The organism is Altererythrobacter sp. B11, from assembly GCF_003569745.1.
Lineage (GTDB): Bacteria > Pseudomonadota > Alphaproteobacteria > Sphingomonadales > Sphingomonadaceae > Croceibacterium_C.
On the sequence record NZ_AP018498.1, the window covers coordinates 2,579,531 to 2,602,393 of the forward strand.

The following is a 22,863-nucleotide window of genomic DNA, read 5'->3' on the forward strand; positions in this document are numbered from 1 at the left end:
ATCTACCCCAAGCGATCCGACAAGATCATCGTCCATGGGAAGCGGTCGCAGCGCGCATCAAGCCAGTGATGACGCGAAAGACCGACGCCTAATCGGTAGCCCTGCTCCACGAGCAGAATTGCGTTGCCGACATAGAATCCGGACGATTGTCGCGGGTGCTGCCGAATTTGCATACGCTAGATGGCCTCCGGCACATGATCTTCGCCATGCGTCAGGGCATGCCTGCCGCACAGCGTGCCTTCATCGATCATTATGCTTGCCAGAGCTTCTTCCCAGAAGCCGTCGGTTGATCACCAAAGAGCGCCGCTCCAGGGGACCAGAAATTTCTATATGCATAAACGGATATCGAATAACCATAAATAGTGGATTTCTCAGCAATTTCGGATGCGCCATAAGCATGGACAGTAAATCGCGAGGTAGTCATGCTTCCTTCTCTTTTCGTATCCCATGGGGCACCAACATTCCCCCTCACCGATGCCCCGGCGCGCACCTTCCTCGAAGGCTATGCCGCGCGACTTCCTGAACAGCCCAGAGCGATTCTGGTTGTATCTGCTCATTGGGAAGCAGCGAAGCCGACGATCAACGCGCCGGCGATCAATTCTACGATACTCGACTTCCACGGGTTTCCAGCCCAACTATATAGCATCCGCTACCCTGCTGCCGGTTCGGTCTGGCTTGCAGACCGGGTCACTGAACTGCTCGCGACCGATGGAAGCATTGTTGAGCGGGATGCGCAGCGTGGGCTCGATCACGGCGCCTGGGTACCTCTCAGCCTCATGTTCCCCGATGCGGACATCCCTGTGGCCCAGCTTTCGGTCGAGACATCAAAAGGTGCGGCTTATCACTACCGACTTGGCCAGCGTCTTGCTCCATTACGCGAGGAAGGCGTGCTAATCATCGGATCCGGCAGCTTCACCCACGACCTGTCAAGCTTCCGCGAATATTACCATGCTCTCCATGCGACTGCCCCCCAATGGGTCGATGACTTCGCCGACTGGATGACGATCGCCCTGGAGCAGGAGAGAGTCGAAGATGTCCTCGATTATCGCGAACGCGCTCCCTTCGCCCGTCGCAACCACCCTACCGAAGAGCATCTGCTCCCTCTGTTCGTCGCGATGGGCGCGGCGAACGGTCAATTTCCAGAGCATCTCCATGCCAGCACCACTCACGGCGTGTTGCGCATGGATGCCTTCGCCTTTGGAGAAACCGCATGACCAAGAAGCTCATCGTCGCTCTGCACGGTGTTGGATCCAACGCCCGTGACATGATGTCCGCCCTACAGCCGCTGACCTCGCAAACGGATGTCGTCGCGCTCGACGGCCCCGAACCGTTCCATGCCAATGCCCTGGGCCGACAGTGGTTCTCCGTGGCTGGGATCACAGAAGCGAACCGTCCCGGTCGTGTAAAGGCCGCAGTCCCGCAACTACTCGAGATGCTGGATCGGGTCGCACAGGACCGTGGCGTGCGTCGCGACGACCTTGTGCTCATAGGCTTCAGCCAAGGCGCCATCATGACGCTCGCCGCAATCGCTGGCGGACACTTCCATGGCCATGCAGTCGCCATCGCGGGGCGGCTCGCCGCCGAGGTCGCCTCACAAAGCCAGCCCGCTAATTTGCTGCTGGTCCACGACCGGGACGATCCTGTCATGCCGCCGACCCTTTCGGTCGAGGCCGGCGCCGCGCTCAGCCGCGCGGGACATCAGGTCCATGGCGCCAGGACCGCGGGCGTCGGGCACGGCATCGGCGAAACGACCACTAGCATCATCAATCGCTGGCTCGCAGGAGCCAAACTCGAAAACGCAGTCTGAAATTCACGAAAGGACACCACAATGACCACCACCTCCTCCATCACGACCTGGACGCCACGGATCCTCTCGATTTTCCGAGTGGCTACTGCTCTTTTGTTCCTGAGCCATGGCATCGTGAAGCTGTTTGGCTTCCCTGCCGGCGCAGCCCCGGGCCAGGTTCCGCTGTTCACTCTGTTCGGCCTTGCCGGCGTTCTGGAATTGGTGGGCGGCCTCGCGGTAATGCTGGGCATCTTCACACGCCCGATTGCTTTTGTCCTTTCGGGCCAGATGGCGGTCGCCTATTTCATGGTGCACGCACCGATGGGCTTCTATCCTGTTCTCAACATGGGTGAACTCGCCATCCTCTTCTGCTTCAACTTCCTGTATCTCGCTTTCGCGGGAGCCGGTGCATGGAGCATCGATGCAAAGCGGGGTGCATGAGGCAAGATGCTCGACTGGGATGACATCCACACCTTCCTCGCCATAGCGCGACACGGCTCTCTATCCGCTGCCGCCCGGGCGCTTAAAGTCAGCCAGTCCACGATGAGCCGCCGGCTCGACCATCTCCATGGTCGGGTCGGCGCTACTCTTTTGGAGCGCACGCCGACCGGCTTCCGCCTCACCGCAGGAGGCTCGGCCATACTCGACCAAGCCACGCAGATGGAAGATGCTGCGCTGGCGTTGGAACGCACCATCGCCGGAGACGATCAAAGGCTCGAAGGGATCGTCCGTGTGACCGCTGTTGAAACCTTTGCGGCTCATATCCTCACGATCGGAATCGCGTTACTCCACGCGACGCATCCTGGAATCTCCATCGAACTCATCACCGACAATCGGTCCCTTAGCCTGGCCCGACGCGAGGCGGACATTGCAGTGCGGCTCGGACGTTTCGACGCGCATGAGACCATCGTGCGCAAGATCGGCGACATGGCCTTCGGCGTTTATGCATCCAGTGGGTATCTCGATCGGTTCGGCGCGCCGGATCGCTCGACGGCCGGCGAAGGTCATCGGATCGTGAGGGTTCAGGATGATCTCGTCGATACGCCAGACGCGCGATGGTTCTCGGCTCGATTTCCGAAGGCCGAGGTCGCCCTGTTCGCCAACAGCCGAGAGGTTCAAATGCGGGCCGTAGCCCAAGGCGTCGGGTTAGGCTTCCTTCCATGTTACGCAGCCGACACGGTCGATGGTCTCGTGCGCGTTCCAACCTCCGAACCCGTAATGCGGGAGATATGGATGGGGGTTCATCGAGACACTCGGCACGCCCCACGGATCCAGGCTGTCCAAATGGCGATCCTTGAAGCCGTGACGCAGGAAACAGGCCGTCTACGACCACAGTAGCCCGATCGAAGGCACGTGACGCAGGTGGTTCGTATGCCATCGACGCAAAGGACGTGCACGCTCGAGTGGAACGATATGCGTCAGCGATCCACCGCAGATAAACATCCCAAGCCCAATGTGGCGATCGAGCTCAGCAACAATATCGTCGATCTCGTCGGGGACGGTTTCGACCTCGCAATCCGGACTGGTGAACTGAAGGACGGTCGCCTGCTGGGCACTCTGGTGGCGGAGCGGCGTTTCTACACATGCGCGGCGCCGGACTATCTCGCACGTCAGGGCGAACCCAGAACCGTTCAGGAGCTCGGGGAGCATCGATGCATAAAGGGAACAAGCGGCAGTTGGCATTATCTCGGTGCGGGAAAGGATGTCCATCATCGGCCCAATGGTCGCTTCTGCTGCAGTAGTGGACAAACGGTGATCAAGGCCTGCGTGGCCGGTCTAGGGATTTGCCAGCTGCCGGAATTGTATGTCCTCCCCTATCTTTGCCACGCTATGGTCAAACTCCTGCTTGAGGACGTCCGCCCGAAGGATGAGCCAATCTGGGCGGTCTATCCGCGCCGGAGACACCTGCTTCCAAAAATCCACGCAGCCATAGACGCTTTGAAACTGGAACTGGGCCCAACTATGCACACCGACCATCGGATTGGTCGGCATTTGATCCAACAAAATTAGGTCGAAGCGATGGCCTATCCTGCGGTAAACGCAGAGGCCGCGAGGAGCAGATCGGGATTTCACCTGATTTCATGAAGGGAAGCGACGCCACAGTCCACCCGCTTCCGCTCGGCCCACCATGAATTCGACAAATGCCCTGATGCGGGGAAGTGGTTGACGACTAGCTGGCCATACGACGTTCAGGTGCCGGCTGTCGTCGAGATGACCTTCAAGAACCGGAGTCAACTGGCCGGCTTCGATCGGAGCCTCGACGCAGAAATCTGGAAGACACGCAATGCCCAATCCCGCCAGAGCCATTTCCTGCAACGCATCAATCGAATTGACGGCTGCGCTTCGGGGAATGTCGCGCACAGGCAAGTGCCGCGCTGCGAATGGCCAAGGATCATCCTGCGGTTCATCGAGAAGATTTTGCCTGTCGTTGAACAACGTGGATTGCGACTCGCGCTCTATCCGCATCTGCACCACGTCACCCAGACGACGACCCAGGTCGTTCGAATCTGCGAGCGGTTTCGTCATCCCCTTCTGGGGGCATCTTTCAATGCCTACCATTGGTATGGCGCGCAGGAGGGGCAACTGGAACATCGCCTGGAGGCGATGGATCCCTGGCTCATGCAAGTCGTAACGTCGGGCAGCGCCCTTTCCCGTCTGGGCTAGGGTGGCATTGCCACGATGGAACCGCCAGATCGCGGAGAATTGGACAATTTTGCGCTCGTGGCGGCTCTCGATCGCCTGGGCTATGCTGGCAGCATTGGCGTGCTGGGATGGGATTACGGCGGCGATGTCTATCTGAAGCTGGAAAGCAGCCTGCGCGCCATGCACAATATCAGCCTTAGATTGGAACGGCATCGCGGCTGGGGGCACCTGCTTTCAAGATGATGATCAGGGCGGGCTGCTGCGGACATCCCACATGCACCGCCCTCGCCTCGTCTATCAGCCAGAATTCACACATGTCGGCGTCCGCATAAATTGCACCGGGCTCAATCCAGTCGGCCGTCCGCCGCGAAGAGTACCAACTGGTCGACGATGAAGCGCACACGCGGGCTCAACTGAGCCTGCCGAGGCCATACCGCGTGGATGTCCACGTCCACGGACGAGAACTTATCGAGCACGGTCTGCAACCGTCCAGCGTCGATATCCGCGCGGACCATGGATATCGGCACCTGAGAAAGACCGAGCCCGCCGACGGTTGCGTCCACCATCGCCTCCCCGTCGCTGATCTGGTGCGTCGCAGGAGGAACCAGCCGCCTTTCCACGCTTCCTTCACGGACATGCCATGTAAGCGGGGGCCCCCTATGCGCGCCTACGATGCAGCGGTGCGACCGAATGTCATCCAGCGCCGTTGGTATTCCCCACGTCTTCAGATAATCGGGCGACGCGCAGATTACGCGTCGCTGCGACGTCAGTCGCCGCGCGATCAGATTGCTGGTGTCGGAAAGAGTTCCGAACCGGATGGCGAGGTCGACATCGTCCCGCAGGAGGTCACTTGTAGCGTCCGTGAATGTGAGGCTGAGGCTTAGATCTGGATGTGGTCGAGTGATCGCCATCAGGATCGGTAGCAGAACCTTGCGACCGAACGCGATCGGCATGTCGATATGTACGCGGCCGCTCAATATCTGATTGCTCGAGGATAATGCCGACTGAACCGATGTGACCTCGTCGATTGCGGCCGAACATGCCACCAGATACGCCTCGCCATCAGCCGTCAGCCGCATGAGCCTGGTCGTACGATTGAACAGCCTGAAGCCAAGCCGATCCTCAAGACGCGCGATTGTCTTTCCCACCGAGGATTTGGTCAACCCCAGCCGCTCTGCGGCAAGCGTGAAGCTGCCCGCTCGCGCTGCCGTTACAAAAACCGTGACGCCCGAAAATGGATCTCGATCCGACATTGTATCGCCTAATTCTACTTAGAGACGAAATATATCATATTTAATGCCGCTTGACCTACAATTATATGGAGGGCGCAGCGGGGCCATCGGCTCCATTTGCCTTTTACAGAACGCAGGAGAAAGACCATGCCCGTCGTGCGCGTCAGTTGGTTCGAAGGTAAGGGTCACGGCCAGAAGGAAAAGGTCGCAGCGGAGATCACGGAAAGCATCGTCCGCAACACAGACACCGATCCAAAATATATCTACGTCATCTTCGATGACGTGAAGGCAAGCGACTGGGCCGGTTCCGGCAAGCTGTTCGGCGGGCCCGATAGCGGCGGAGAGGCCTGACCATGCGCGCCGGCGTTCGCCTCGCCCTTAGCCTCTTCGCTGGAGCACTGGCCGCTACGCCGGCGCACGTTCTTGCCGAACCGGCTGTCACGGTCTTGGGTCGCGACTTCACCTTTCCCAACAAGATAGATGGTCTTCCCGGCCGCCTGTCGGATTTCAAGGGGCTGAAGATCAATCGCTTCGTCACCAATGACGGCGTGACGCTCAGCTATTGGGAAGCGGGCAACGGACCGCCGCTGATCTTCATTCCCGGCTGGTCCGCGAATGGCGCCGAATATGTAAACCTTATGTATCTCCTGGCAAAGCGCCATCGAGTGATCGTGCTGGACCCTCGCAATCAGGGTCTCTCGCAACGCGTCGATTATGGCACGCGCATTTCGCGCTATTCGATGGACCTTAAACAACTGGTCGACCATCTCGGTATTACTCACGCCGATTTTTGCGGTTGGTCGATGGGCGCCTCGGTCCTGTGGGGATATATCGATCTGTTTGGTACCTCGAGCATCCGCAAACTTGCTTTGGTCGACGAACCGATTTCCATTGTATCCCACGCCGACTGGTCGGCCCGGGAGCGCAAAGAGGCCGGCTCCATAGCCCCCTCGCCCGAACCGTTGCTTGCAGCATTGGGAGCAGCACCCCCTGCCAATCCCGATCCGAAAGATCCAAGCTTGCTTGCGCGACTGATGTTGATGGATTCCCCATATTTCGCCAACTCGGAGAGCTTCGCGCGTGCTGTCATAAAGGATGATCCCAAATCGCTCGGGCTGATCATGTACGACCATGCTGGGAATGACTGGAGAGACGTCGTGCGGACCAAGATTGACCGTCCGACAGCGATCTTCACCGGGGAATGGAGCGCGAATGTGCCGAGTCAACAATGGGCGCAATCGGTCATTCCCGGTTCCCAACTGCACATCTACAGCAAAGCAGAACAAGGGGATCACTTCTTGATGTTCAAGAATCCCGTAAAGTTCGCTGCCGACCTCGAAGCCTTTCTTCAGGACGCGAAATGAAACGTCTATCGCGGCACACTCTAGGACGTTGTGCGGCGATGGGCTTATGCTTCGTCGCTCCCCCGGTTCTAGCCCACGATGGTGGCGACGTGGCTGATTACAGGCTGTCGGGCGTTTCTTTATCTAGGGTCCGCCATCTTGGCAGCACGGCGTTCGAGATGCGCATGCCGTCGAGTGCGTACCAGGATCCCGCGAAGGAACAACTGAGCGACCGCAACTTCATGGCTTGGCTTCCGCTGGATTTCCAGGACGGGACGATCGAGGTCGATGTTGCGAGCGACCTGGCCACGGATGCCCCTGGCTATGCGCGTGGTTTCATCGGCCTGGCTTTCAGGATCGATGCAACAGGCCGATTTGAAAATATTTATCTGCGGCCGACCAATAGTGTCTCGGACGATCAGGTTCGTCGCAACCATTCTGTGCAATATGCGGCCTATCCGGACCATCTATTCGATCGTCTGCGCCGAGAAAGCCCGGAAAAATACGAGACCTACGCCGATATCGCGACCGGGAGATGGATCAGGATGAAACTCGTGGTCAGCGGGCTCCAAGCGATCCTCTATCTCGACAATAAGCCCACGCCTGCGTTGGTGGTTCAAGATCTCAAACTGGGTGCCAGGCAATGTGGCGGCGTTGGAATATGGCTCGAATCCGGAACGATAGCGCATTTTCGCAATCTCAAGATCACGCACACAATGTCAGCCGCCGGCCAGTAGCACGAAAATAGATCAGCCACTGCGACAGTCACTATCCGAATAGAGGAAATTCAGATGAAGAACGAAGTTTACACGATCTACCATCTGTCGATCGAGCCGGCCGATTTTCCCGCGTTTGAGACCCTTATTTCCAAAATCGTCGACGCTACGAGTAAAGAACCAGATACGCTGACATATGAATATGTGGTCAATAAAGATCACACAGCAGTCCACATCATCGAGCGTTACCGTCCTGCCGGTATCGTACCCCATAGCGATACAACGTTCGCACTGTTCGCAGAGGAGTTTCTCTCGCTCGTCCGCATAGAGAAGTTGTACGTCTATGGAGAGGCAACGCCGGAGATCAGAACCCGGCTCGATCGGTTCGACGCGCTCTATTTCTCCTCGTTTGCAGGCTTCAGTCGATAACATATCGGTGACGCATTGGCCGGGTTTCGCAATTGTCATGGGCATGTGGCCGCGCTCGACCGCGAGTTGAGCAGGTTTGCGACCTTTCTTGCCGGGCGCGGCCGTGCGACCTTACCACATAGAACTCAATCCGGGCGTGCCCGGCTACGTTTGGAGCTCACTCCAAGTTACAGAAATCCGCTGAACTTGAACATAATCATCGTCGCCATTGACGATGTCCATGTTTAGTAATCCTGCATCGACGGTCAGCCAAAGCATTGACGACTGAGTAGCCCCTAGATTTCTGGACGCCTTCTATCCTAATTTTGAGGACAGGAGACGACGATGGGGAAGCCCAATTTCAGCGATGAGTTCAAGCGTGATGCGGTGGCCCAGATCACCGAGCGCGGGTATCCGGTAGCGGAGGTTTCCGAGCGGCTCGGCGTCAGTCAGCATTCGCTGTACGCATGGAAGCGGCAACTGGCGAAGGTGGTGTCTGGCGATGCCAGCAAGGATGCCGAGATCCGCCAGTTGAAGCGCGAACTGGCCCGGGTGACCGAGGAGCGCGATATACTAAAAAAAGCCACCGCGTATTTCGCCAGGGATGCAAAGTGAGATACGCGTTTGTTGCCGAGCATCGTGACCAGTTCAGGGTTCGGTCGATGTGTCGGTGCCTGCGCATCCAGCCAAGCGGTTTCTATGCCTGGCAGAAGAACCCGCTGAGCCAGCGGGCTCGGGACGATGCTCGTCAGACAGAGTTGCTGCGGCAGGCCTGGAGCGACAGCGGTAAGGTCTACGGCTATCGCAAGCTACACGATGACCTGCTGGATCATGGCGAGACCTGCTGCCCCAACCGCGTTGCCCGGTTGACCAGGCTGGCGGGTATCAGGGCGCAGGTCGGCTACAAGCGCCGGCCCGGCAGCTATGGCGGCAAACCGTCCCTGGCGGTCGACAATACTCTGGATCGTCAGTTCGACGTCGCAGCTCCCGATCGGGCTTGGGTGACGGACATCACCTACATCCGCACCCTGGAGGGCTTTGCCTATCTGGCTGTCGTGATCGATCTCTATTCCCGCCGTGTAGTAGGCTGGTCGATGCAGAGCAGGCAAACCACCGATGCGGTGTTGCAAGCGCTGCACATGGCGGTATGGCGGCGCAAGTCGAAGCAGCGGGTGCTGATCCATTCGGATCAGGGCTCGCAGTTCACCAGCATGGACTGGGCGGCCTTCATCCGTGCTCACAATCTTGAGCACTCGATGAGCCGGCGTGGCAACTGCCACGACAACGCGGTAGCCGAGAGTTTCTTTTCCTCGCTCAAGCGTGAGCGCATTAGGCGCCGGACCTACAAAACACGCGATGAAGCCCGGCAGGACGTGTTCGATTACATCGAGATGTTCTACAATCCGGTCCGCAAGCAGGTCAGGAACGGGATGCTGTCCCCCGCACTGTTCGAACGGCAGCAGATTTTGAAAGCAGAAGGCGTCTAGAAAACTAGGGGCTACTCAGACGTCGCGATCATCTCGATCGCCTGCCTTTCCTCCCCCTCAGCTCCTTGCCCTTGTCGTGACCTGACCAGCTATGTGCTGCGCCACGCAATATCCCGCCTTTCAGTTGGCTTTTCATCCTATTAGTCTAGAGGTCTTTTCTGGGCCACCGTCGGCATCGCGTGACCGCCATAGACCAACAGGAACAAGAACACTTTGACCAGTGACGAGGGTAATAAACCAAACCGAAGGCGTCGCGGGCTTGCACTAGAAGAAGCCATACTGGATGCGGCATGGTCAGACTTGTCTACCAACGGCTATGCTAGGTTTACCTTCGAAACCGTCGCGCGCCTGGCCGGGACGAGCCGTCCGGTCCTTTATCGACGTTGGTCAACGCGCGCGAGTCTCGCTTCGTCCGCCATCGTTCGGCACCTGAAGCGCAATCCCATAATTGTACCCGACCTTGGCAACCTGAGAGATGAACTCCAGTGCGCAATGCGCAAATTTGCTGATCGGGCACCTCCCAGTCTCATGAAGCTCGTGTTCGAAATGCACGAGGATATGGCTTTAGAAGAGGTAAATTTCACTGATGCGCGTTTCAGCGAGAACCCGATCGGTGATGTCATAGCACGTGGCGTAGCGCGCGGAGAGATAGATCCCCAGCGCCTGAACGCTCGCGTCATGCGCGTGCTACCCAGCCTTGTGATGCACGAGATCGTCGTGACCGCGCAGCCGATTTCGGATCAGACCATATCGGCAATAATCGATCAGATTTTTATGCCTTTAACCGTGCCCCTGCCCTGAGCAACGCATCGCACGAACATAATTTAAGATACAAAATGTTTCTTATTGACGTTGGAGCATGACATCGGCGATATGTGCGATGCGGGATTGAGGGCACGTACCCAAGATTGAGGCCGCTGACATTTCATTCGATGGAGCGACCGGCTCGATGAAAAAACGTGTAAAGGTAAGTGCTCCACCGCTCTGCGTTATTGGAGTGATCTGGTTCGGCGCACCCGCACAGGCACAGGATCATGTCGTACTTGGGGCAGGAGTTGCGGTGACGCCAACCTATCAAGGGTCTGACGACTACAGGGTGCTGCCGTTGCCCGCGATCGATATAAAGAAGGGGTGGTTCTTCGCGAACCTACGTAATGGCATTGGGATCGAGCCAATTGGCACCGGGGTGATATCGGCAGGTGTGAGTGCCGTCTTTGTCCAGGGGTATCGGCGTCGCGACATTCCGACAGGAATTTCGAAACTTTCGGGTGGTCTGGGTGCTCGAGCACATATCAATCTGCGCTCCAGTGGTCTGACTGGCACCTTGGGCGTAACAAAAGTCATATCGGGCGGCACAGGCGGGATCATCGCCGATGCCAGCGTCTCCTATACAATCCTCATCTCTTCGAAATTTTCCCTCACGCCGACCGTCGGAGCGACGTGGGCAGATCGGGCGCATAACGACCAGTATTTTGGCGTAGACAAAGTCGAAGCATCTGCTTCGGGGCTTTCCCCTTTCTCTACGGGGGCGGGGTTCAAGGACATTTCGGGCACGCTCACAGCGACCTATCGATTGACCGATCGGATCGCATTGAGCGCAACCAGCGGTGTGACCACCTTGCTCAACAAAGTAAGCGAAAGCCCCTTGGTTCGCCGCGCCACTCAGCCCTTTGGGACGGTCGCGCTTACTTACCGCCTCTAACAACTTAATCCCCCTGTTCGTCAGCGCTGTCCATTCTGTACGAATGAGGGTTGAAATTCTCAAGGTTGGCAGACCACGCCGCTTTTCTTTGGCGTCACTAACAATCCTCGATCGGCAATTTTGTCGACCTTTGCCTCCAAAGGAAACGCCACTGGGCAGGGCACTGCTGTGGCGGCGCACTTCCGTCCTTTTTGACCCGTCGCTCAGCCGACCAAATGTCATTGCCGTTCTACCGTGATTGGGGCATAGTCAGTCTTGGCGGGCAGACCTTCTGAACGAGGGTTGGCCATGAAGTCTGACATATCTCAATATTCGGTAGGCGCGGCGAGCGCTGTGGATGCAGATCGCATCTACCCGAAGGATCGCCGGACAGACCGGCTCTTGCGGAAACCTGATGTCACCGCAAGAACCGGGATGTCCGTCTCAGCTATCTATAGGTTAGAAACAGCCGGTCGCTTCCCTCGCCGCCGCGGTATCGGATTGCGCTCTGTCGCCTGGTACGAAAGCGATATCGACGAATTCATTGCTGATCCTTCAGCCTACCGTTCAGATACCGGCTGACCACTTCATGTGCCGGATCGAGCCCTCGGGTGATGAGGTCAGCCCAAATCTGAATGAGCGTACCCCGAGGTTTGCGGTAACGTGATCGGTTGTACGCCCATTCCGAGCGGGAAACTCCCTGCGGGACATGAGCCAGTACCATATCGATAACCATCCGATCCCCGTCTCGCTCAAGTTCGGCGGCGCGCTCATTCATGATGGTTGAGAATGATGAGCGCCATCCATGGGGTACCATCACGTTCTTGTAACGCCCTCCCCCCATCCGCTTGTACATTGTGCTCAAGGCAGCGTCAGAAATAGGTTCGCGCCAAGATTTCGTGCTCGGGAAAAGCAAGTCGAACCCACCAGTCAATGGCCGGAGCGCGCGAAGCGATTCGACTGCCTGGTGTGAAAGGGGGACGTCATGGCCAAACGCCGAATTGCCTTTGTCCTCGACGTCGAGCTTCATCCGGCTCGCGGGAACTCGCCAGATCGGTGCGTTCGGCACCGCATCCGGATTTTCCCAGTCGATACCCTCGAACTCGCTCCAGAGAGCCGTTCGAAGCACACCCACCCGGACCAGAGTGAGCGCCAAGAGCCGGGAGGCAAGCTTGACGATCAGACTGGACGTTGAGCGATCCACGACCTTCTGAAATTCGAGCAGCTCAGGCACTTCGGTCAACGCCGGCTGCTTCGATCCGCGACGCGTCGGCTTGAGCGCGTCCCTGATTTCATCGATTTCGAGCAGGATAGCAGGATCGACAAGCCGCTCCGCCTTTGCGCGCCGGAAGACGCCCCTTACATAGCCGCGGACGCGCTTGGCCGTTTCGACAGAACCTCTGCCCTCGATTTTGCGGAGCGCTCGAAGAATCGACGTGCTTTCGATCTGGCCGATCGGATGATGACCAAACAATGGATAGAGGTCGCGCTCAAACCGGTTCCGCACACGCTTGGCATTCGAGATCGACCAAATGGGCTCTTGGTCCGCCAGCCACTCCTCCGCAACTTTCCGGAAGGTCACTTTGGCAGCCTCTTGCCTCGATATCTTGGCTTTCTGCTTTTCGAGCGCCGGATCCTTGCCTTCGGCCACCAGCTTTCGCGCCTCGCGATGCGCATCGCGCGCAGCAACGAGACCCAATTCAGGATATTGTCCCAGAGTAAGGGTCTTCTCTTTGGGACCTACCCGATATCTGTAGCGCCAGATTTTTCCGCCGGCGCTGGTGACGTAAAGAAAAAGCCCCTGAGAATCAGCGAGCCGATAATCGCTCGTTCGGGGCTTGGCATTCTTAATTTCGATGATGGTAAGCGACATGAGATTATGCCCTCAAATCGGCCCGCCATGCCCGCAAATATGCCCGCAAATATGCCCGCAGATTCGCTGAACTATCCTGGTCTGCTACGACCTGTCCTGATCAGCCAAATGCCTAATAACCCCTTGTTTTCCAAGGAGTTATTAGCGCATCAGATCCGTCTTGAAAAGAATATTTGGTGGGCCCGGCAGCACACGAACTCACAATCTAACTCCCGCGTACCAAGATGAGAAGTTCATAGAAAATTCTAGAGGAATTTACTTCACGGTCCGAAAAGCTTTTCATTTAAGTTTATGGCTCCACCTTCCGTGGAATTCTGGAGCAAACCTCGAGCAGTGATACGGCAAATAATGCAAGCGCGCCCTTCAGCCGAAGTCAAAAGACAATGTTGCTCCGCCTAGAGGCGCCTGTCATCGGGAACGATACCCCTTGCTGAGTGAGTGATAAAAGGTCATGATGCCGGTTGGCGGGCAGACCCCAATAAGGGAACGCCCATGGTTCGAAGTTGCCGACGATGCATCTCGGGCATCGTAAAAACAGTATCATCCTGTGGGCTTGGCGCTCATCTGTGCATTAAAGCTCATGCGCATCTACCTGATGTTCACGATATACCCCTTGCTTCGAGCCTGAAAGATGGCGACGATGGCTGACGTTGACGTGCTCCCCAAAGCTCTACCAGTCATAACTGGAGTCCGGGGTTGGTATGGTGCCCCTCGGGGCGGTGTTGCACAACCCGCCTGGCAGCATCGGCGGGCGTCAGCCCGCCAACACCGCTGTGCGGGCGCACATGGTTGTAGTCGTCGCGCCAGAGCCGCAGCACCGAGCGGGCATGGCCGAGCGACACGAACAGCGTCTCGTTGAGGCATTCGTCACGTAGGCGGCCGTTGAAGCTCTCGACGTAGCCGTTCTGCTGCGGCTTGCCTGGCGCGATGTAGTGCCACTCGATTGGTCGCTCCTGCGTCCATCTCAGGATCGCCAGGCTGGTCAGTTCGGTGCCGTTGTCGCTCACGATCATCAGCGGCGGTACGCCTCTAGCCGCGATAATGGCATCGAGCTCACGAGCGACACGCGCGCCTGACAGCGAGGTATCGACCACCAGCGCTAGGCACTCCCGCGTGAAGTCGTCGACCACCGCCAGGATGCGGATGCGCCGACCGCTGATCAGCGTGTCGCTGACGAAGTCGAGGCTCCAGCGCTGGTTCGGACCCTGCGGCAGCGTCATCGGCGCTCGGGTGCCCATCGCTCGCTTGCGGCCACGCCGGCGCCTGACCCGCAGGTTCTCCTCGCGATAGAGCCGCAGCAGCTTCTTGTGGTTCATGACTAGCCCTTCACGGGCCAGCATGATGCCAAGCCGCCGGTAGCCGAAGCGACGACGTTCGGCCGCGATCTCACGCAGCCGCGACCGCAGGTCGCCATCATCACTACGCCGGGGCGCGTAGCGCACCGACGTCCTGTCCACGCCGAAGATGGTACATGCCCGACGCTCGCTGATGCCGAACAGCTGCCGAGCATGCTCAACAGCCTTCCGCTGAGCGGCGGGCTTCACCAGTTTTTTGCCGCGACTTCCTTCAGCACGGCATTGTCGAGCATGGCGTCCGCCAGCAGCCGTTTGAGCCGGCCGTTCTCCTCCTCGAGCACCTTCAGCTTGCGCGCCTGCGACACGTCCATACCGCCGTACTTGGCCTTCCACGCATACAGCGTCGCGCTGCTGATCCCGTGCTTGCGACACACATCGGCCGTCTTCATCCCGGCCTCCTGCTCGCGCAACACCGCGATGATCTGCTCCTCGCTGAACCTGGTCTTCTTCACGTCCGTCTCCTCACGAAGGCGGACTCTAGCTCAAACTGGCAGAGTTTCAGGGGAGCACGTCAACGTTGATCGGCCGCAAGAGCAAAAGCTGAATGCCAGCGAACATCAGTGCCAAAATGGCATGTCGCGATTAAGCAGCCATGACTCTCGCATGATCGCTATGGTTCGGTTGCTGGCGCGCCACGCAGCACGCCGGGCGTACGCCAAATTTATCGAGGAGTCAGAGGAAGGCTCCTGAGAAGGAGAATGAATGTGAGGGTCGCGCTATACGCTCGTTATTCGGGCGACAATCAACGGGAAGCGTCCATCGTTGACCAACTCAGGATTTGCCGACTTCACGCGGAAAAGCTGGGCTGGGATATCGTTGAGGAATATACAGATCCAAAGATATCCGGCGCGTCGATGTTCCTGAGACCCGGTATTCAAGCTTTGATTTCCGATGCTGGACGCAGACGATTTGATTGTGTTCTGGCCGAAGCAATGGATCGGCTGTCACGCGACCAAGAAGACATGGCAGGCATCTACAAACGGATGACCTTCTCCGACATCAAGATCGTTACGCTATCAGAAGGAGAAATCAGCCCGCTTCATGTCGGGCTTAAGGGAACCATGAACGCCCTGTTTCTGAAAGACCTGGCAGACAAGGTCAGGCGCGGTCTACGCGGACGCGTCGAGCTTGGGAAATCCGGCGGAGGCAATTCTTACGGATATGATGTCGTTCGCAAAATGAATGCCGTCGGCGAACTTGAACGTGGCGACCGTACGATCAACGATGGTCAGGCACGTATCATTTTGCGCATTTTTCGAGATTATATTGATGGCAAATCCCCCAAGACGATCGCCTTCGAGTTAAACCGGGCCGGTGTCGAGAGTCCATCAGGCGGTCATTGGGGAGCGAGCACTATCAACGGAAACTGCCAGCGTGGCACCGGGATACTCAACAATGAAATGTACGTCGGCAAGATTGTCTGGAATCGGCAGCGCTTCATCAAAGATCCAGACACCGGTAAGCGACAGGCCCGGCTTAATCCTCAATCGGAATGGGTAGTACAGGAGACGCCTGAACTCCGGATTGTGCCAGACGATGTGTGGACAGCGGCGAAAAAGAAGCAAAGCCTGCTCATGCTGCCGCGTGGCGAGCAAAGGGCGAAGAACAGCTTTCGTGATCGCCGTCGCCCAAAGCATCTTCTAACCGGACTAGTCCGATGTGGTTGCTGTGGCGGCGTCTACACCGCAGTATCAGGGACGCTGCTAGGCTGCTCCGCAGCAAAGGGGAAAGGCACCTGCGACAACAAGCATAGCATCAGACGGGACGTGCTCGATCAACTGGTGCTCGATGCCCTTAAACACGAACTGATGCAGCCGGATCTGTTCGCCGAGTTCTGCGATGAGTTCACCCGTGAGGTAAATCGCATTCGAGCTTCAGCGGGCAGCTCCATCACCATCGTGAAAGCGGAGATCAAGAAGATCGATCATGATCTCGACATGCTCCTGAACCTAATCCTGCGAGGCGGGGTTGCAGATAAGATCAATGCCAAGATGATCGCGCTGGAGGCGCGTAAAAAGGACCTGGAAGTCGAACTGGCGCAATCTGAAGCACCACCGCCGATGCTGCACCCAAACATGGCGATCCATTACCACCGTCAACTCAAAGGGCTCCATGAAGCCATCTCGGATATGGATGAGGCTTCCCGGTTGCAGGCCCGCGACATTCTGCATTCGATGCTGCAAAGTATTGCCATCTCACCGGATGGAGAGAGCCACACAAAGGTGGACATACGAGGCGATCTTGCCGGCATTATCGCGATTTGCAGACAGCAAAAAGGCCGTCCAAAGGCAGCCGTAAACGGTGCTATCGCTTATGCCGATGAAGGAACGGCAGGTTTGAACTACATGATCGCTGGTAAATGTAGTTTAAGTTGGTTGCGGGAGAGCGATGATATCCCAGCTTGGCAAAGAGATGAGACCCCCAGCTTCAAGTTGATCTTATGCGGCCTGACCCGCAAGGGAAGAAAACCACCAAATTTCAATTCTGAATTGTGAAGACGAGGAACGCCAGATCATGCTGCTCGAGCGACACCTGTCGCCAGTGCTGAAACGGTAGATTTACAATCAGAAATAACGCGCACTTCCAGCAGCGACGCCCACGCCCGAAGTGCTTCCTTGCGCGGCTCGAACAATTCCGACTTATTGTAGACGCGCATGATCTTGGATCGCGTGGCGGTCGCAACGTGATTGAGAATACGATCCGCGACATGCGGTGGAATCCCCAAAATCTCGCAGGCGTGAGTGTTGAACGTGGTCCGAAGATCGTGAACCACCCAATGCGGCATTTCTGGCGCTTTTTCATCCTTCATCCGATTGATGCGTGCATCTTGAATCGCCTTGTCCAATCTGCGTCGCCCCTTGGTGAAGCCGGACACAGGCGTCTCACCCGTCGTGGTGAACACGAATTTGGAGTCCTTGGGGCGATCCGGATGTTCGATCGCTTCGATGATGATAGACCGCGCCAAGGCGGATAGCGGCACGCGCAGTGCATTGTTCATCTTGGTGCGAGCGCCGGGCAACAGCCACACTGCCTCATCAGGTGTCTGGTCGCTGGCAAGATCGAGATGCTCAATAGGCATCGCGGTTACCTCTTCGCGTCGATTGGGCAACACGATCAGCAACCGAAAAAGCTGGTCGAACGGATAGCCCAACGTGCTAGCGGCTGCCCATATCTCTGCAAGCTCATCAATTGTGTGGAACCGCTCGCGCTCGTTTTCCTTAGACGGCTTGCGCACCTTCTCAGCCGGATTTTCCCTCAGCACTCCTTCACCGACGCACCAGTTGAAGAAGGCGGAAGCGTACGCCAGGTTTCTGTTCGCAGCGATAGGAGCCGTTTTGGCATGCTTCCTCACCAGATCAGAAATCTCGACTTGCATGATCGAACCCGGTTCGCGGTTCAGCAGCGTGCGTAGAAGTCCCCGCTTTCCATCGAGAGCGCGCTTGGTCTGCGCTCCACGGCGATGGCGCGAAAGCACAGCCGTGTTATAGTCCTCAATCACTTCGGAGAGCATTTTGCGGTTGAGAGCAGCGATAGCCGCAGTTCGTCGCGCGACCCGCTTCCGTTCATTGGGATTGCTACCCTGATCGATCTGCGTCCGCGCAACGCGGGCTGCGGCACGGGCTTCGGCGATCCCCATGCCGGGCCAAGTTCCTAGCTTGATCCGGCTGCGTTGACCGTCCTGCAGGCGCACCGCGAGCGACCAGGTCGAACTGCGCTCGCCTGCGCGGAACAGAAGGCCCGCTTCCTTGTCGTCCCGAAGTTCGATCCGCCCGTTCGGCTGCGCGCGAACTCTGACGATTGCAGACTCAATACCGTTCTTTGTCAGTGAGGTAGCCATGGATCGAACTCGAAAGGAGACAAAATGGAACTGCTATGGGTGCCGTATGGGTGTCAAAATGACCTTGACCGACAGCGTTCGAGTGTACATCAGGACGGAAGGATATGGAAGAGGCCTTCTGATATTATTCAGTATTTTCAATGAACTAAATTGGCTTCTACGGAGATGGACGGAGAATGATGGATGCAGACGGAAAGTGCTAAAAACGACTCTTAATCAGCGGGTCCTAGGTTCGAGCCCTAGTGCGTCCACCATACAAATCAGTCACTTAGACGATATTAAGCCCCGCCAGACCGGCGGGGTTTTTCGTTGGGGTAACGTTTGGGGTAACAGGCACGTCGGACAAGAAATGGGCCTGACGTTCAACCTCTTGCCTCGCCCCTCGCACTCCGCCAATAGAGCCGCGCAACTAAGGGGGGACTCAAATGAAACGCTTCGCATTCGCGGCGCTTGCTGCGCTTACGTTGTCCGCATGCGCCAACAGCGCTCTCACTGTGGAAACGCCAAACCGGTCAGACTATAGGGCCTCAACAGCCCGAGTAGAACGCGATCCCGAGATGATTGTCGCGGTGGATACCGAGAATCTGACCTACACCCAACGCCAGTTGGAAGACGCCTTGTTCAGTGGCGACGCTCCGTTGTTCCAGCGCGGCGAAGGCCTGACGGTTCGCTATCGCTATGTAGGCTTTGACGAGGGAAGCCGCGTCGGCCGCTATCTGACGGCCGGTCTTACTGGCGGTTCGCAGGTGACCCTAGAAGTCGATTTCATTGGGCCGGATGGCGACGTTCTTTCAACTGTTCGCGGCGAAGGCTCAGTTCGCGCGGGGCTATTCGGTGGATCGAATAAAAGCGGCATCGACAAGGCGGTTAAGAAGGTGGCGGAATACGCTGCCACCCAGTATCGCTAACAGCTTCCAAGCCAAAAACCGGGAGAGCCTAAGCCCTCCCGGTCCCGGCGGCCAACCATAACCGCCTTGGCGCTTCGCAGGGGAAAAGGAGAAAGCCCCGCAGGCGCGCCCGGCCTATTTCGTCAATCAGCCCAATCAATAAATGACAGCGAATCCTCAACAGCCTGCGGGTCCAACCCGGCTTCCTTGGCTTGCGTCAGGGCCTGCACCATCGCTCCGAACGCCCTTGCCCTGCCGCCAGCGTCAAACGCCTGCGCAGGCCGCACCACGTCAATCGTGACAGGGCTGGCCAGCTTGGCGCTGCATTCCTCTGCCATCAATTGAGCGATAGGCTGCAACTGCCATTGCGCCAGATGCCGCTGCGCTTCCCGCACAAGCGGTCCCTGCGCATTATGGGCAAACATGGCTGGCAGCACGCCAAAGGCTGCGAAGATTGCCCCACGGGCCTCCGCAAGCGACTGGACAGCCATCGAGCCTTGCAGATCGGGCGTCACGTCCTGCGGCCGCCAATCCTGTGTCGGGGCTGGCCCACCGGCTGCCGTGACATTGACGCTTTCCCGCAGCATCACGCGGCCACGGCGGCCCCGAAACCCATGGCCCAGCGTTTCAAGGTCCACGTCCTGGCTTTCCGGGAACGGCACAACCTGCGAGCCGAGCGGCGCATTCTCGTAAACCTCCGCCAAAGCTGCCTCCAAGGTATGCAGCAGGCCAGCGGTCAATTGCGAACGCCGCAGCGGCGCTTGCCCCGCCCATGGCGCACCGGGATCGGGCGCAAGCCGGAAATGCAGCACTTCCGCAGCCAAGGCCGTTTCCGAACGCCCGCCGCCAATTTCCGGCACGGACACACGATAGGCGCGCGGAATGCCGTCACGGGTGGACAGGTCCCAGTCCACTATCGGGATCAGCCTATCGCGGATCAGGAAAACAGCTTCGCCGCGCAATGCCATCGCACGGGCCGCAATCGCCATGTCGAAGCGAGTCAGCAGGCTTGTGCCCTGCACATCGGCCAGCGACAGCCCGCTTTCCCATAGCGTCACACAGGTTTGCACGGCGGCCGTCAGTTCGCCCAGCCCAGTGCGGCCGGCGATATATGCCTGCCGGGCGGCCATGATTTGCGAAGTGTATCCCGTGCCCGATGCCGAGCGGGTTTCACCTTTGCCGATAAGGCGTTGCCACAAGCCCATTGTCAGGCCCTCCTATATGGGCGCAGCAGATCGCCCGCGCCGCTGTTTTGCAGGGCCTTCGCTGCCTGCGCCGGGTCTGCCGAAACGCTTTCGGATAGCTGGCCCACGGTTGCCCGATAGGACCGCGCACCGGCAGGCACTGCGCTTTCCGCTTCAAGGTATGAGGCAAGGCGCTCCACCGCCTTTTCCACACTGGCAGGCAGCGTCAGCGACACAGTGCCTACCGATGCGTCAATCTGGATATGCCCCGGCGGCAACAGCAGCCCGAACGGCCCGCGCTCAAGCTCGATTGCCTGCCATTCGCCATCTGCCCACCTGAATGCGTCGGTGCTGGCGGGGAGTATCGGCCCAAGCGGCGGCTGCCATTCTCCCCCGCAGCTTGTCAGCGTCCACACGACACTGCGCACGCCCCAGCGCCGCGAAATGAAATGCTCGATCCGCTGCCAGCAGGTGGCCAGCACGTCGCCGGTTACGCCCTCGACTGGGGGATAGCTTTCCGGCTCACCCTCGAATTGCGTGATCTCGCTGATCTCGGCTTTCATGCCCGCCACCTCCGCAGGGGATGGATGATGCCGTTACGGGCCACAGGATCGAATTGCAGGCTGCGCAGGTCCGCTTCGGTTTCGTGATAGGCTGGCCGTGTTACCATCGAGAGTTCGAACAGCAGCGCCTCGAAGATCGTGCGAATAAGCGCCTCGCCCTCGCTGGGATCTTCCTCTTCGGTTTCCTCCGCTCCCGCCATATCGGGCACTCGAAAGCCCGGCGAGATTCCGCTAATCAGCCCCGCCGCATAGGCTGCCAGAAAATCCTGCGCCCAGCTCGTGCGCTGAATATCGGGCACGATGATCGCCTCGAACGTCAGCGCCTCGGCCGTGTCCTGAAACGACAGCGTGCCCGCTTTCTTGCTGGCAAGCGGCCGGTCGAACGAATGGCCGACAAGCAAGTGAATATCCCGCTCGGGATCGTTCACAGCATAGTTGAACGCCTTGGGCGCAAACTGTTCCTTGCGCGGCCGACGCCCTTTGCCCCCTGCATCGAGAACAGCGCGCTTTTTATAGGGGAACCGGCCCTTAAGGCGGCGGGAGCCATCCCCCGTCGCCCTAAGTTCAAGCCCCGCATCGAAGACGGGGCCGTTCATTATGCAGCCTCTTCCAGTTCCAGCCCGGTCACAAGCTCAAGCTGCGCACCGCGTGCAACGGTAACGTCCGCCGTGGTCAGGGCCGTCAGGCGAAGCCCGCCGGACTGCGCATCGCTGTAGGGATCGCGGATAAGGTCCACCGCGCCCCACAGGCCGACAAACACAGGGGACACGCCGCCTGCACTCGTGGTCAGCAAAACTTGCGTTTCCAGCGGATCGCCGGACGGCGCGGCCAGCGCATTCGTGGTCATGGTCGGGGCCGGGATGTTCTTTACGAACCGGTCCCATTCGGTGACGCCGGTTCCTGCGAACGCTTCAATATCGTCCATCGCGTTCCACAGTTCGGGCCGCACCAGCGCCTTGACGGCGGCAGGGCCGTTGGCGGCATTGGCAGTCATGAAGCGCACGACAGCGGCCCGCAGCGCCGCCCAGCTCGCCATACCGGCCGCATCGGTGGACGTGATGCCATAGGTCGCCACACCGGGGACGAGTCCCAGCGGCTGGCCGTTGGCACCGGTGCCAAGGAAAATCGCCTTGTCCAGTTCGGCCGCCATCGTGCCGTTCATGTCACGGCGGATGGCCTGTTCCAGCGCTTCGCCCGACTGCATCATCGCCTTGCGGCTGACGCGCATGTGAATGCCTAGCGTCTGTTCCGGCTTCAGCGCCTTGTCGGTGGTGGCATAGGTGGTCGGCCCCGGCACATTGGCAAGCTCGCCATCGGCCCAGCCTGCGGTAACGCTGGAGGTGGTAACAGGCCACTCAACCGCGCCGCTGCCAATCTGGATAAGCTGCCCGCCCATCTGCGCGGCAACGCTGCCCGGAAACAGGCGGTCGATAATCGGCCGGGTCTGCACCGGGTCGGGCGTGCCGCTGGCAATGGTTTCGCCCGCGCGCACTTCCAGCGCCATCAGGGGAACGGGAACGCCGCGATAACCGCCTGCGCTGCGCAGTTCCTGCACAACTTCGGCCGTCCGGCCCGACAGTGCCCGGCCTTCATCGAGCGCCAGCACAGCCTGCCGCACCTCAAAGCCCTGCACCAGATCGGACCATTCGCGTTCGGAGCGGTTTTCCAGTTCGGCCCCGGCTTCGCGGCGCTCGCCATCCTCGGCAATCAATGCCGCGCGATAGCGGGTTTCGTTCGAGCGATATTCGCCATCGAGCGTTTCGATATTGCGAAGCTCATCTTCGCTGGCGTCGGTCTTGCCGACAAGCGCGGACAGTTCGGAGCGAATTTCGGACTGCCGCCGCTGAATTTTCACAGATTCAAGCAT

25 protein-coding genes and 1 tRNA gene are annotated in these 22,863 nt (G+C 58.6%); 17 read left to right on the forward strand and 9 right to left on the reverse strand.

Annotated elements, in window-relative coordinates; genetic code table 11:
* Positions 1 to 422: 422 nt before the first annotated feature.
* The 5 genes from AEB_RS12380 to AEB_RS12400 are packed head-to-tail and all read left to right on the forward strand — an operon-like array spanning position 423 to position 3,796.
* The gene (locus tag AEB_RS12380; protein WP_119083433.1) at positions 423 to 1,214 is read left to right on the forward strand and encodes a DODA-type extradiol aromatic ring-opening family dioxygenase; all 792 of its coding nucleotides are present in this window, start codon (positions 423 to 425) and stop codon (positions 1,212 to 1,214) included.
* Positions 1,211 to 1,807, forward strand: coding sequence for a hydrolase (locus tag AEB_RS12385; RefSeq protein WP_119083434.1), 597 nt, complete (start codon positions 1,211 to 1,213; stop codon positions 1,805 to 1,807). The genes AEB_RS12380 and AEB_RS12385 overlap by 4 nt, the downstream gene beginning before the upstream one ends.
* A 21-nt stretch (positions 1,808 to 1,828) precedes the next feature.
* A complete protein-coding gene (locus AEB_RS12390) occupies positions 1,829 to 2,227 on the forward strand; it encodes a DoxX family protein (protein ID WP_119083435.1) in 399 nt (132 codons plus the stop codon).
* A gap of 6 nt (positions 2,228 to 2,233) precedes the next feature.
* A complete protein-coding gene (locus AEB_RS12395; RefSeq protein ID WP_119083436.1) occupies positions 2,234 to 3,124 on the forward strand; it encodes a LysR family transcriptional regulator in 891 nt (296 codons plus the stop codon).
* A gap of 15 nt (positions 3,125 to 3,139) precedes the next feature.
* Positions 3,140 to 3,796, forward strand: a complete 657-nt coding sequence (locus AEB_RS12400) for a LysR substrate-binding domain-containing protein (protein ID WP_145985304.1) — start codon at positions 3,140 to 3,142, stop codon at positions 3,794 to 3,796.
* Between the two features lie 69 nt (positions 3,797 to 3,865).
* Here AEB_RS12400 and AEB_RS18610 read toward each other — a convergent pair whose 3' ends face one another.
* On the reverse strand, positions 3,866 to 4,378 hold the full coding sequence (locus AEB_RS18610; protein ID WP_442858063.1) for a LysR substrate-binding domain-containing protein: 513 nt from the start codon (positions 4,376 to 4,378) through the stop codon (positions 3,866 to 3,868).
* 111 nt (positions 4,379 to 4,489) lie between these two features.
* On the opposite strand from AEB_RS18610, the gene AEB_RS18300 reads away from it, so the two are divergent.
* Positions 4,490 to 4,672, forward strand: coding sequence for a hypothetical protein (locus AEB_RS18300; RefSeq protein ID WP_197714426.1), 183 nt, complete (start codon positions 4,490 to 4,492; stop codon positions 4,670 to 4,672).
* A gap of 101 nt (positions 4,673 to 4,773) precedes the next feature.
* Here the strand turns inward: AEB_RS18300 and AEB_RS12415 are convergent, their stop codons facing one another.
* Complete coding sequence (locus AEB_RS12415) at positions 4,774 to 5,682, reverse strand: LysR family transcriptional regulator (protein ID WP_119083438.1); 909 nt, start codon at positions 5,680 to 5,682, stop codon at positions 4,774 to 4,776.
* 126 nt (positions 5,683 to 5,808) lie between these two features.
* On the opposite strand from AEB_RS12415, the gene AEB_RS12420 reads away from it, so the two are divergent.
* From AEB_RS12420 to AEB_RS18435, 8 genes are all read left to right on the forward strand, one after another.
* Entirely contained in the window at positions 5,809 to 6,012 is a 204-nt protein-coding gene (locus AEB_RS12420; RefSeq protein ID WP_119083439.1) for a tautomerase family protein, read from the forward strand.
* 2 nt (positions 6,013 to 6,014) lie between these two features.
* Positions 6,015 to 7,025 carry an alpha/beta fold hydrolase gene (locus AEB_RS12425; RefSeq protein ID WP_119083440.1) on the forward strand — a complete coding sequence of 337 codons (1,011 nt, stop codon included), beginning with the start codon at positions 6,015 to 6,017 and terminating at the stop codon, positions 7,023 to 7,025.
* An 89-nt stretch (positions 7,026 to 7,114) separates the two neighbouring features.
* Positions 7,115 to 7,741 (forward strand): hypothetical protein, encoded by a 627-nt coding sequence (locus tag AEB_RS12430; protein WP_197714427.1) that lies wholly within the window; start codon positions 7,115 to 7,117, stop codon positions 7,739 to 7,741.
* Between the two features lie 54 nt (positions 7,742 to 7,795).
* A complete protein-coding gene (locus AEB_RS12435) occupies positions 7,796 to 8,149 on the forward strand; it encodes a putative quinol monooxygenase (RefSeq protein WP_119083442.1) in 354 nt (117 codons plus the stop codon).
* Between the two features lie 324 nt (positions 8,150 to 8,473).
* A protein-coding gene (locus tag AEB_RS12440) for an IS3 family transposase (RefSeq protein ID WP_119083443.1) occupies positions 8,474 to 9,615 on the forward strand; the annotation gives its coding sequence in 2 pieces (ribosomal slippage) (positions 8,474 to 8,714 and positions 8,714 to 9,615; 1,143 coding nt in all).
* 213 nt (positions 9,616 to 9,828) lie between these two features.
* Entirely contained in the window at positions 9,829 to 10,416 is a 588-nt protein-coding gene (locus tag AEB_RS12445) for a TetR/AcrR family transcriptional regulator (protein ID WP_119083444.1), read from the forward strand.
* Positions 10,417 to 10,564: 148 nt separating this feature from the next.
* Entirely contained in the window at positions 10,565 to 11,317 is a 753-nt protein-coding gene (locus AEB_RS12450) for a MipA/OmpV family protein (protein ID WP_093084902.1), read from the forward strand.
* Positions 11,318 to 11,731: 414 nt separating this feature from the next.
* A complete protein-coding gene (locus AEB_RS18435; protein WP_231958988.1) occupies positions 11,732 to 11,878 on the forward strand; it encodes a helix-turn-helix transcriptional regulator in 147 nt (48 codons plus the stop codon).
* On the opposite strand, the gene AEB_RS12460 is transcribed toward AEB_RS18435, so the two are convergent.
* Together AEB_RS12460 and AEB_RS12465 are read right to left on the reverse strand one after the other, a co-directional pair.
* On the reverse strand, positions 11,838 to 13,169 hold the full coding sequence (locus AEB_RS12460) for a tyrosine-type recombinase/integrase (protein ID WP_119083446.1): 1,332 nt from the start codon (positions 13,167 to 13,169) through the stop codon (positions 11,838 to 11,840). The two genes, AEB_RS18435 and AEB_RS12460, sit on opposite strands and share 41 nt — an antisense overlap.
* Before the next feature lie 677 nt (positions 13,170 to 13,846).
* Positions 13,847 to 14,976 (reverse strand): IS3 family transposase gene (locus AEB_RS12465; protein WP_119083447.1). Its coding sequence is split into 2 segments (ribosomal slippage): positions 13,847 to 14,724 and positions 14,724 to 14,976, totalling 1,131 coding nucleotides; the frame shifts between segments, so codons are not numbered across the junction.
* 252 nt (positions 14,977 to 15,228) lie between these two features.
* Between AEB_RS12465 and AEB_RS12470 the strand changes: the two genes are divergently transcribed.
* A complete protein-coding gene (locus AEB_RS12470) occupies positions 15,229 to 17,019 on the forward strand; it encodes a recombinase family protein (protein ID WP_119084620.1) in 1,791 nt (596 codons plus the stop codon).
* 17 nt (positions 17,020 to 17,036) lie between these two features.
* Here the strand turns inward: AEB_RS12470 and AEB_RS12475 are convergent, their stop codons facing one another.
* Positions 17,037 to 18,362 carry a tyrosine-type recombinase/integrase gene (locus AEB_RS12475; RefSeq protein ID WP_119083448.1) on the reverse strand — a complete coding sequence of 442 codons (1,326 nt, stop codon included), beginning with the start codon at positions 18,360 to 18,362 and terminating at the stop codon, positions 17,037 to 17,039.
* Between the two features lie 181 nt (positions 18,363 to 18,543).
* Here AEB_RS12475 and AEB_RS12480 point away from each other — a divergent pair.
* Positions 18,544 to 18,616: transfer RNA gene (locus AEB_RS12480), tRNA-Lys, on the forward strand.
* Between the two features lie 171 nt (positions 18,617 to 18,787).
* Positions 18,788 to 19,270, forward strand: a complete 483-nt coding sequence (locus AEB_RS12485; RefSeq protein ID WP_145985305.1) for a hypothetical protein — start codon at positions 18,788 to 18,790, stop codon at positions 19,268 to 19,270.
* Between the two features lie 122 nt (positions 19,271 to 19,392).
* Here the strand turns inward: AEB_RS12485 and AEB_RS12490 are convergent, their stop codons facing one another.
* The 4 genes from AEB_RS12490 to AEB_RS12505 are packed head-to-tail and all read right to left on the reverse strand — an operon-like array spanning position 19,393 to position 22,863.
* A complete protein-coding gene (locus AEB_RS12490; protein WP_119083450.1) occupies positions 19,393 to 20,454 on the reverse strand; it encodes a phage portal protein in 1,062 nt (353 codons plus the stop codon).
* A gap of 2 nt (positions 20,455 to 20,456) precedes the next feature.
* A complete protein-coding gene (locus AEB_RS12495) occupies positions 20,457 to 20,996 on the reverse strand; it encodes a hypothetical protein (RefSeq protein WP_119083451.1) in 540 nt (179 codons plus the stop codon).
* A complete protein-coding gene (locus AEB_RS12500) occupies positions 20,993 to 21,592 on the reverse strand; it encodes an HK97 family phage prohead protease (protein WP_119083452.1) in 600 nt (199 codons plus the stop codon). The genes AEB_RS12495 and AEB_RS12500 overlap by 4 nt, the downstream gene beginning before the upstream one ends.
* Positions 21,592 to 22,863 carry a phage major capsid protein gene (locus AEB_RS12505; RefSeq protein ID WP_119083453.1) on the reverse strand — a complete coding sequence of 424 codons (1,272 nt, stop codon included), beginning with the start codon at positions 22,861 to 22,863 and terminating at the stop codon, positions 21,592 to 21,594. Before AEB_RS12505 ends, AEB_RS12500 begins: the two co-directional genes overlap by 1 nt.

Bases quoted from the DNA above. Each gene is read 5' to 3' on its own strand.
- AEB_RS12380 (WP_119083433.1), top strand. From the start codon at position 423: ATGCTTCCTTCTCTTTTCGTATCCCATGGGGCACCAACATTCCCCCTC.
- AEB_RS12385 (WP_119083434.1), top strand. From the start codon at position 1,211: ATGACCAAGAAGCTCATCGTCGCTCTGCACGGTGTTGGATCCAACGCC.
- AEB_RS12390 (WP_119083435.1), top strand. From the start codon at position 1,829: ATGACCACCACCTCCTCCATCACGACCTGGACGCCACGGATCCTCTCG.
- AEB_RS12395 (WP_119083436.1), top strand. From the start codon at position 2,234: ATGCTCGACTGGGATGACATCCACACCTTCCTCGCCATAGCGCGACAC.
- AEB_RS18610 (WP_442858063.1), bottom strand. From the start codon at position 4,378: ATGTTCCAGTTGCCCCTCCTGCGCGCCATACCAATGGTAGGCATTGAA.
- AEB_RS12415 (WP_119083438.1), bottom strand. From the start codon at position 5,682: ATGTCGGATCGAGATCCATTTTCGGGCGTCACGGTTTTTGTAACGGCA.
- AEB_RS12420 (WP_119083439.1), top strand. From the start codon at position 5,809: ATGCCCGTCGTGCGCGTCAGTTGGTTCGAAGGTAAGGGTCACGGCCAG.
- AEB_RS12425 (WP_119083440.1), top strand. From the start codon at position 6,015: ATGCGCGCCGGCGTTCGCCTCGCCCTTAGCCTCTTCGCTGGAGCACTG.
- AEB_RS12435 (WP_119083442.1), top strand. From the start codon at position 7,796: ATGAAGAACGAAGTTTACACGATCTACCATCTGTCGATCGAGCCGGCC.
- AEB_RS12450 (WP_093084902.1), top strand. From the start codon at position 10,565: ATGAAAAAACGTGTAAAGGTAAGTGCTCCACCGCTCTGCGTTATTGGA.
- AEB_RS18435 (WP_231958988.1), top strand. From the start codon at position 11,732: ATGTCCGTCTCAGCTATCTATAGGTTAGAAACAGCCGGTCGCTTCCCT.
- AEB_RS12460 (WP_119083446.1), bottom strand. From the start codon at position 13,169: ATGTCGCTTACCATCATCGAAATTAAGAATGCCAAGCCCCGAACGAGC.
- AEB_RS12475 (WP_119083448.1), bottom strand. From the start codon at position 18,362: ATGGCTACCTCACTGACAAAGAACGGTATTGAGTCTGCAATCGTCAGA.
- AEB_RS12485 (WP_145985305.1), top strand. From the start codon at position 18,788: ATGAAACGCTTCGCATTCGCGGCGCTTGCTGCGCTTACGTTGTCCGCA.
- AEB_RS12490 (WP_119083450.1), bottom strand. From the start codon at position 20,454: ATGGGCTTGTGGCAACGCCTTATCGGCAAAGGTGAAACCCGCTCGGCA.
- AEB_RS12495 (WP_119083451.1), bottom strand. From the start codon at position 20,996: ATGAAAGCCGAGATCAGCGAGATCACGCAATTCGAGGGTGAGCCGGAA.
- AEB_RS12500 (WP_119083452.1), bottom strand. From the start codon at position 21,592: ATGAACGGCCCCGTCTTCGATGCGGGGCTTGAACTTAGGGCGACGGGG.
- AEB_RS12505 (WP_119083453.1), bottom strand. From the start codon at position 22,863: ATGCTTGAATCTGTGAAAATTCAGCGGCGGCAGTCCGAAATTCGCTCC.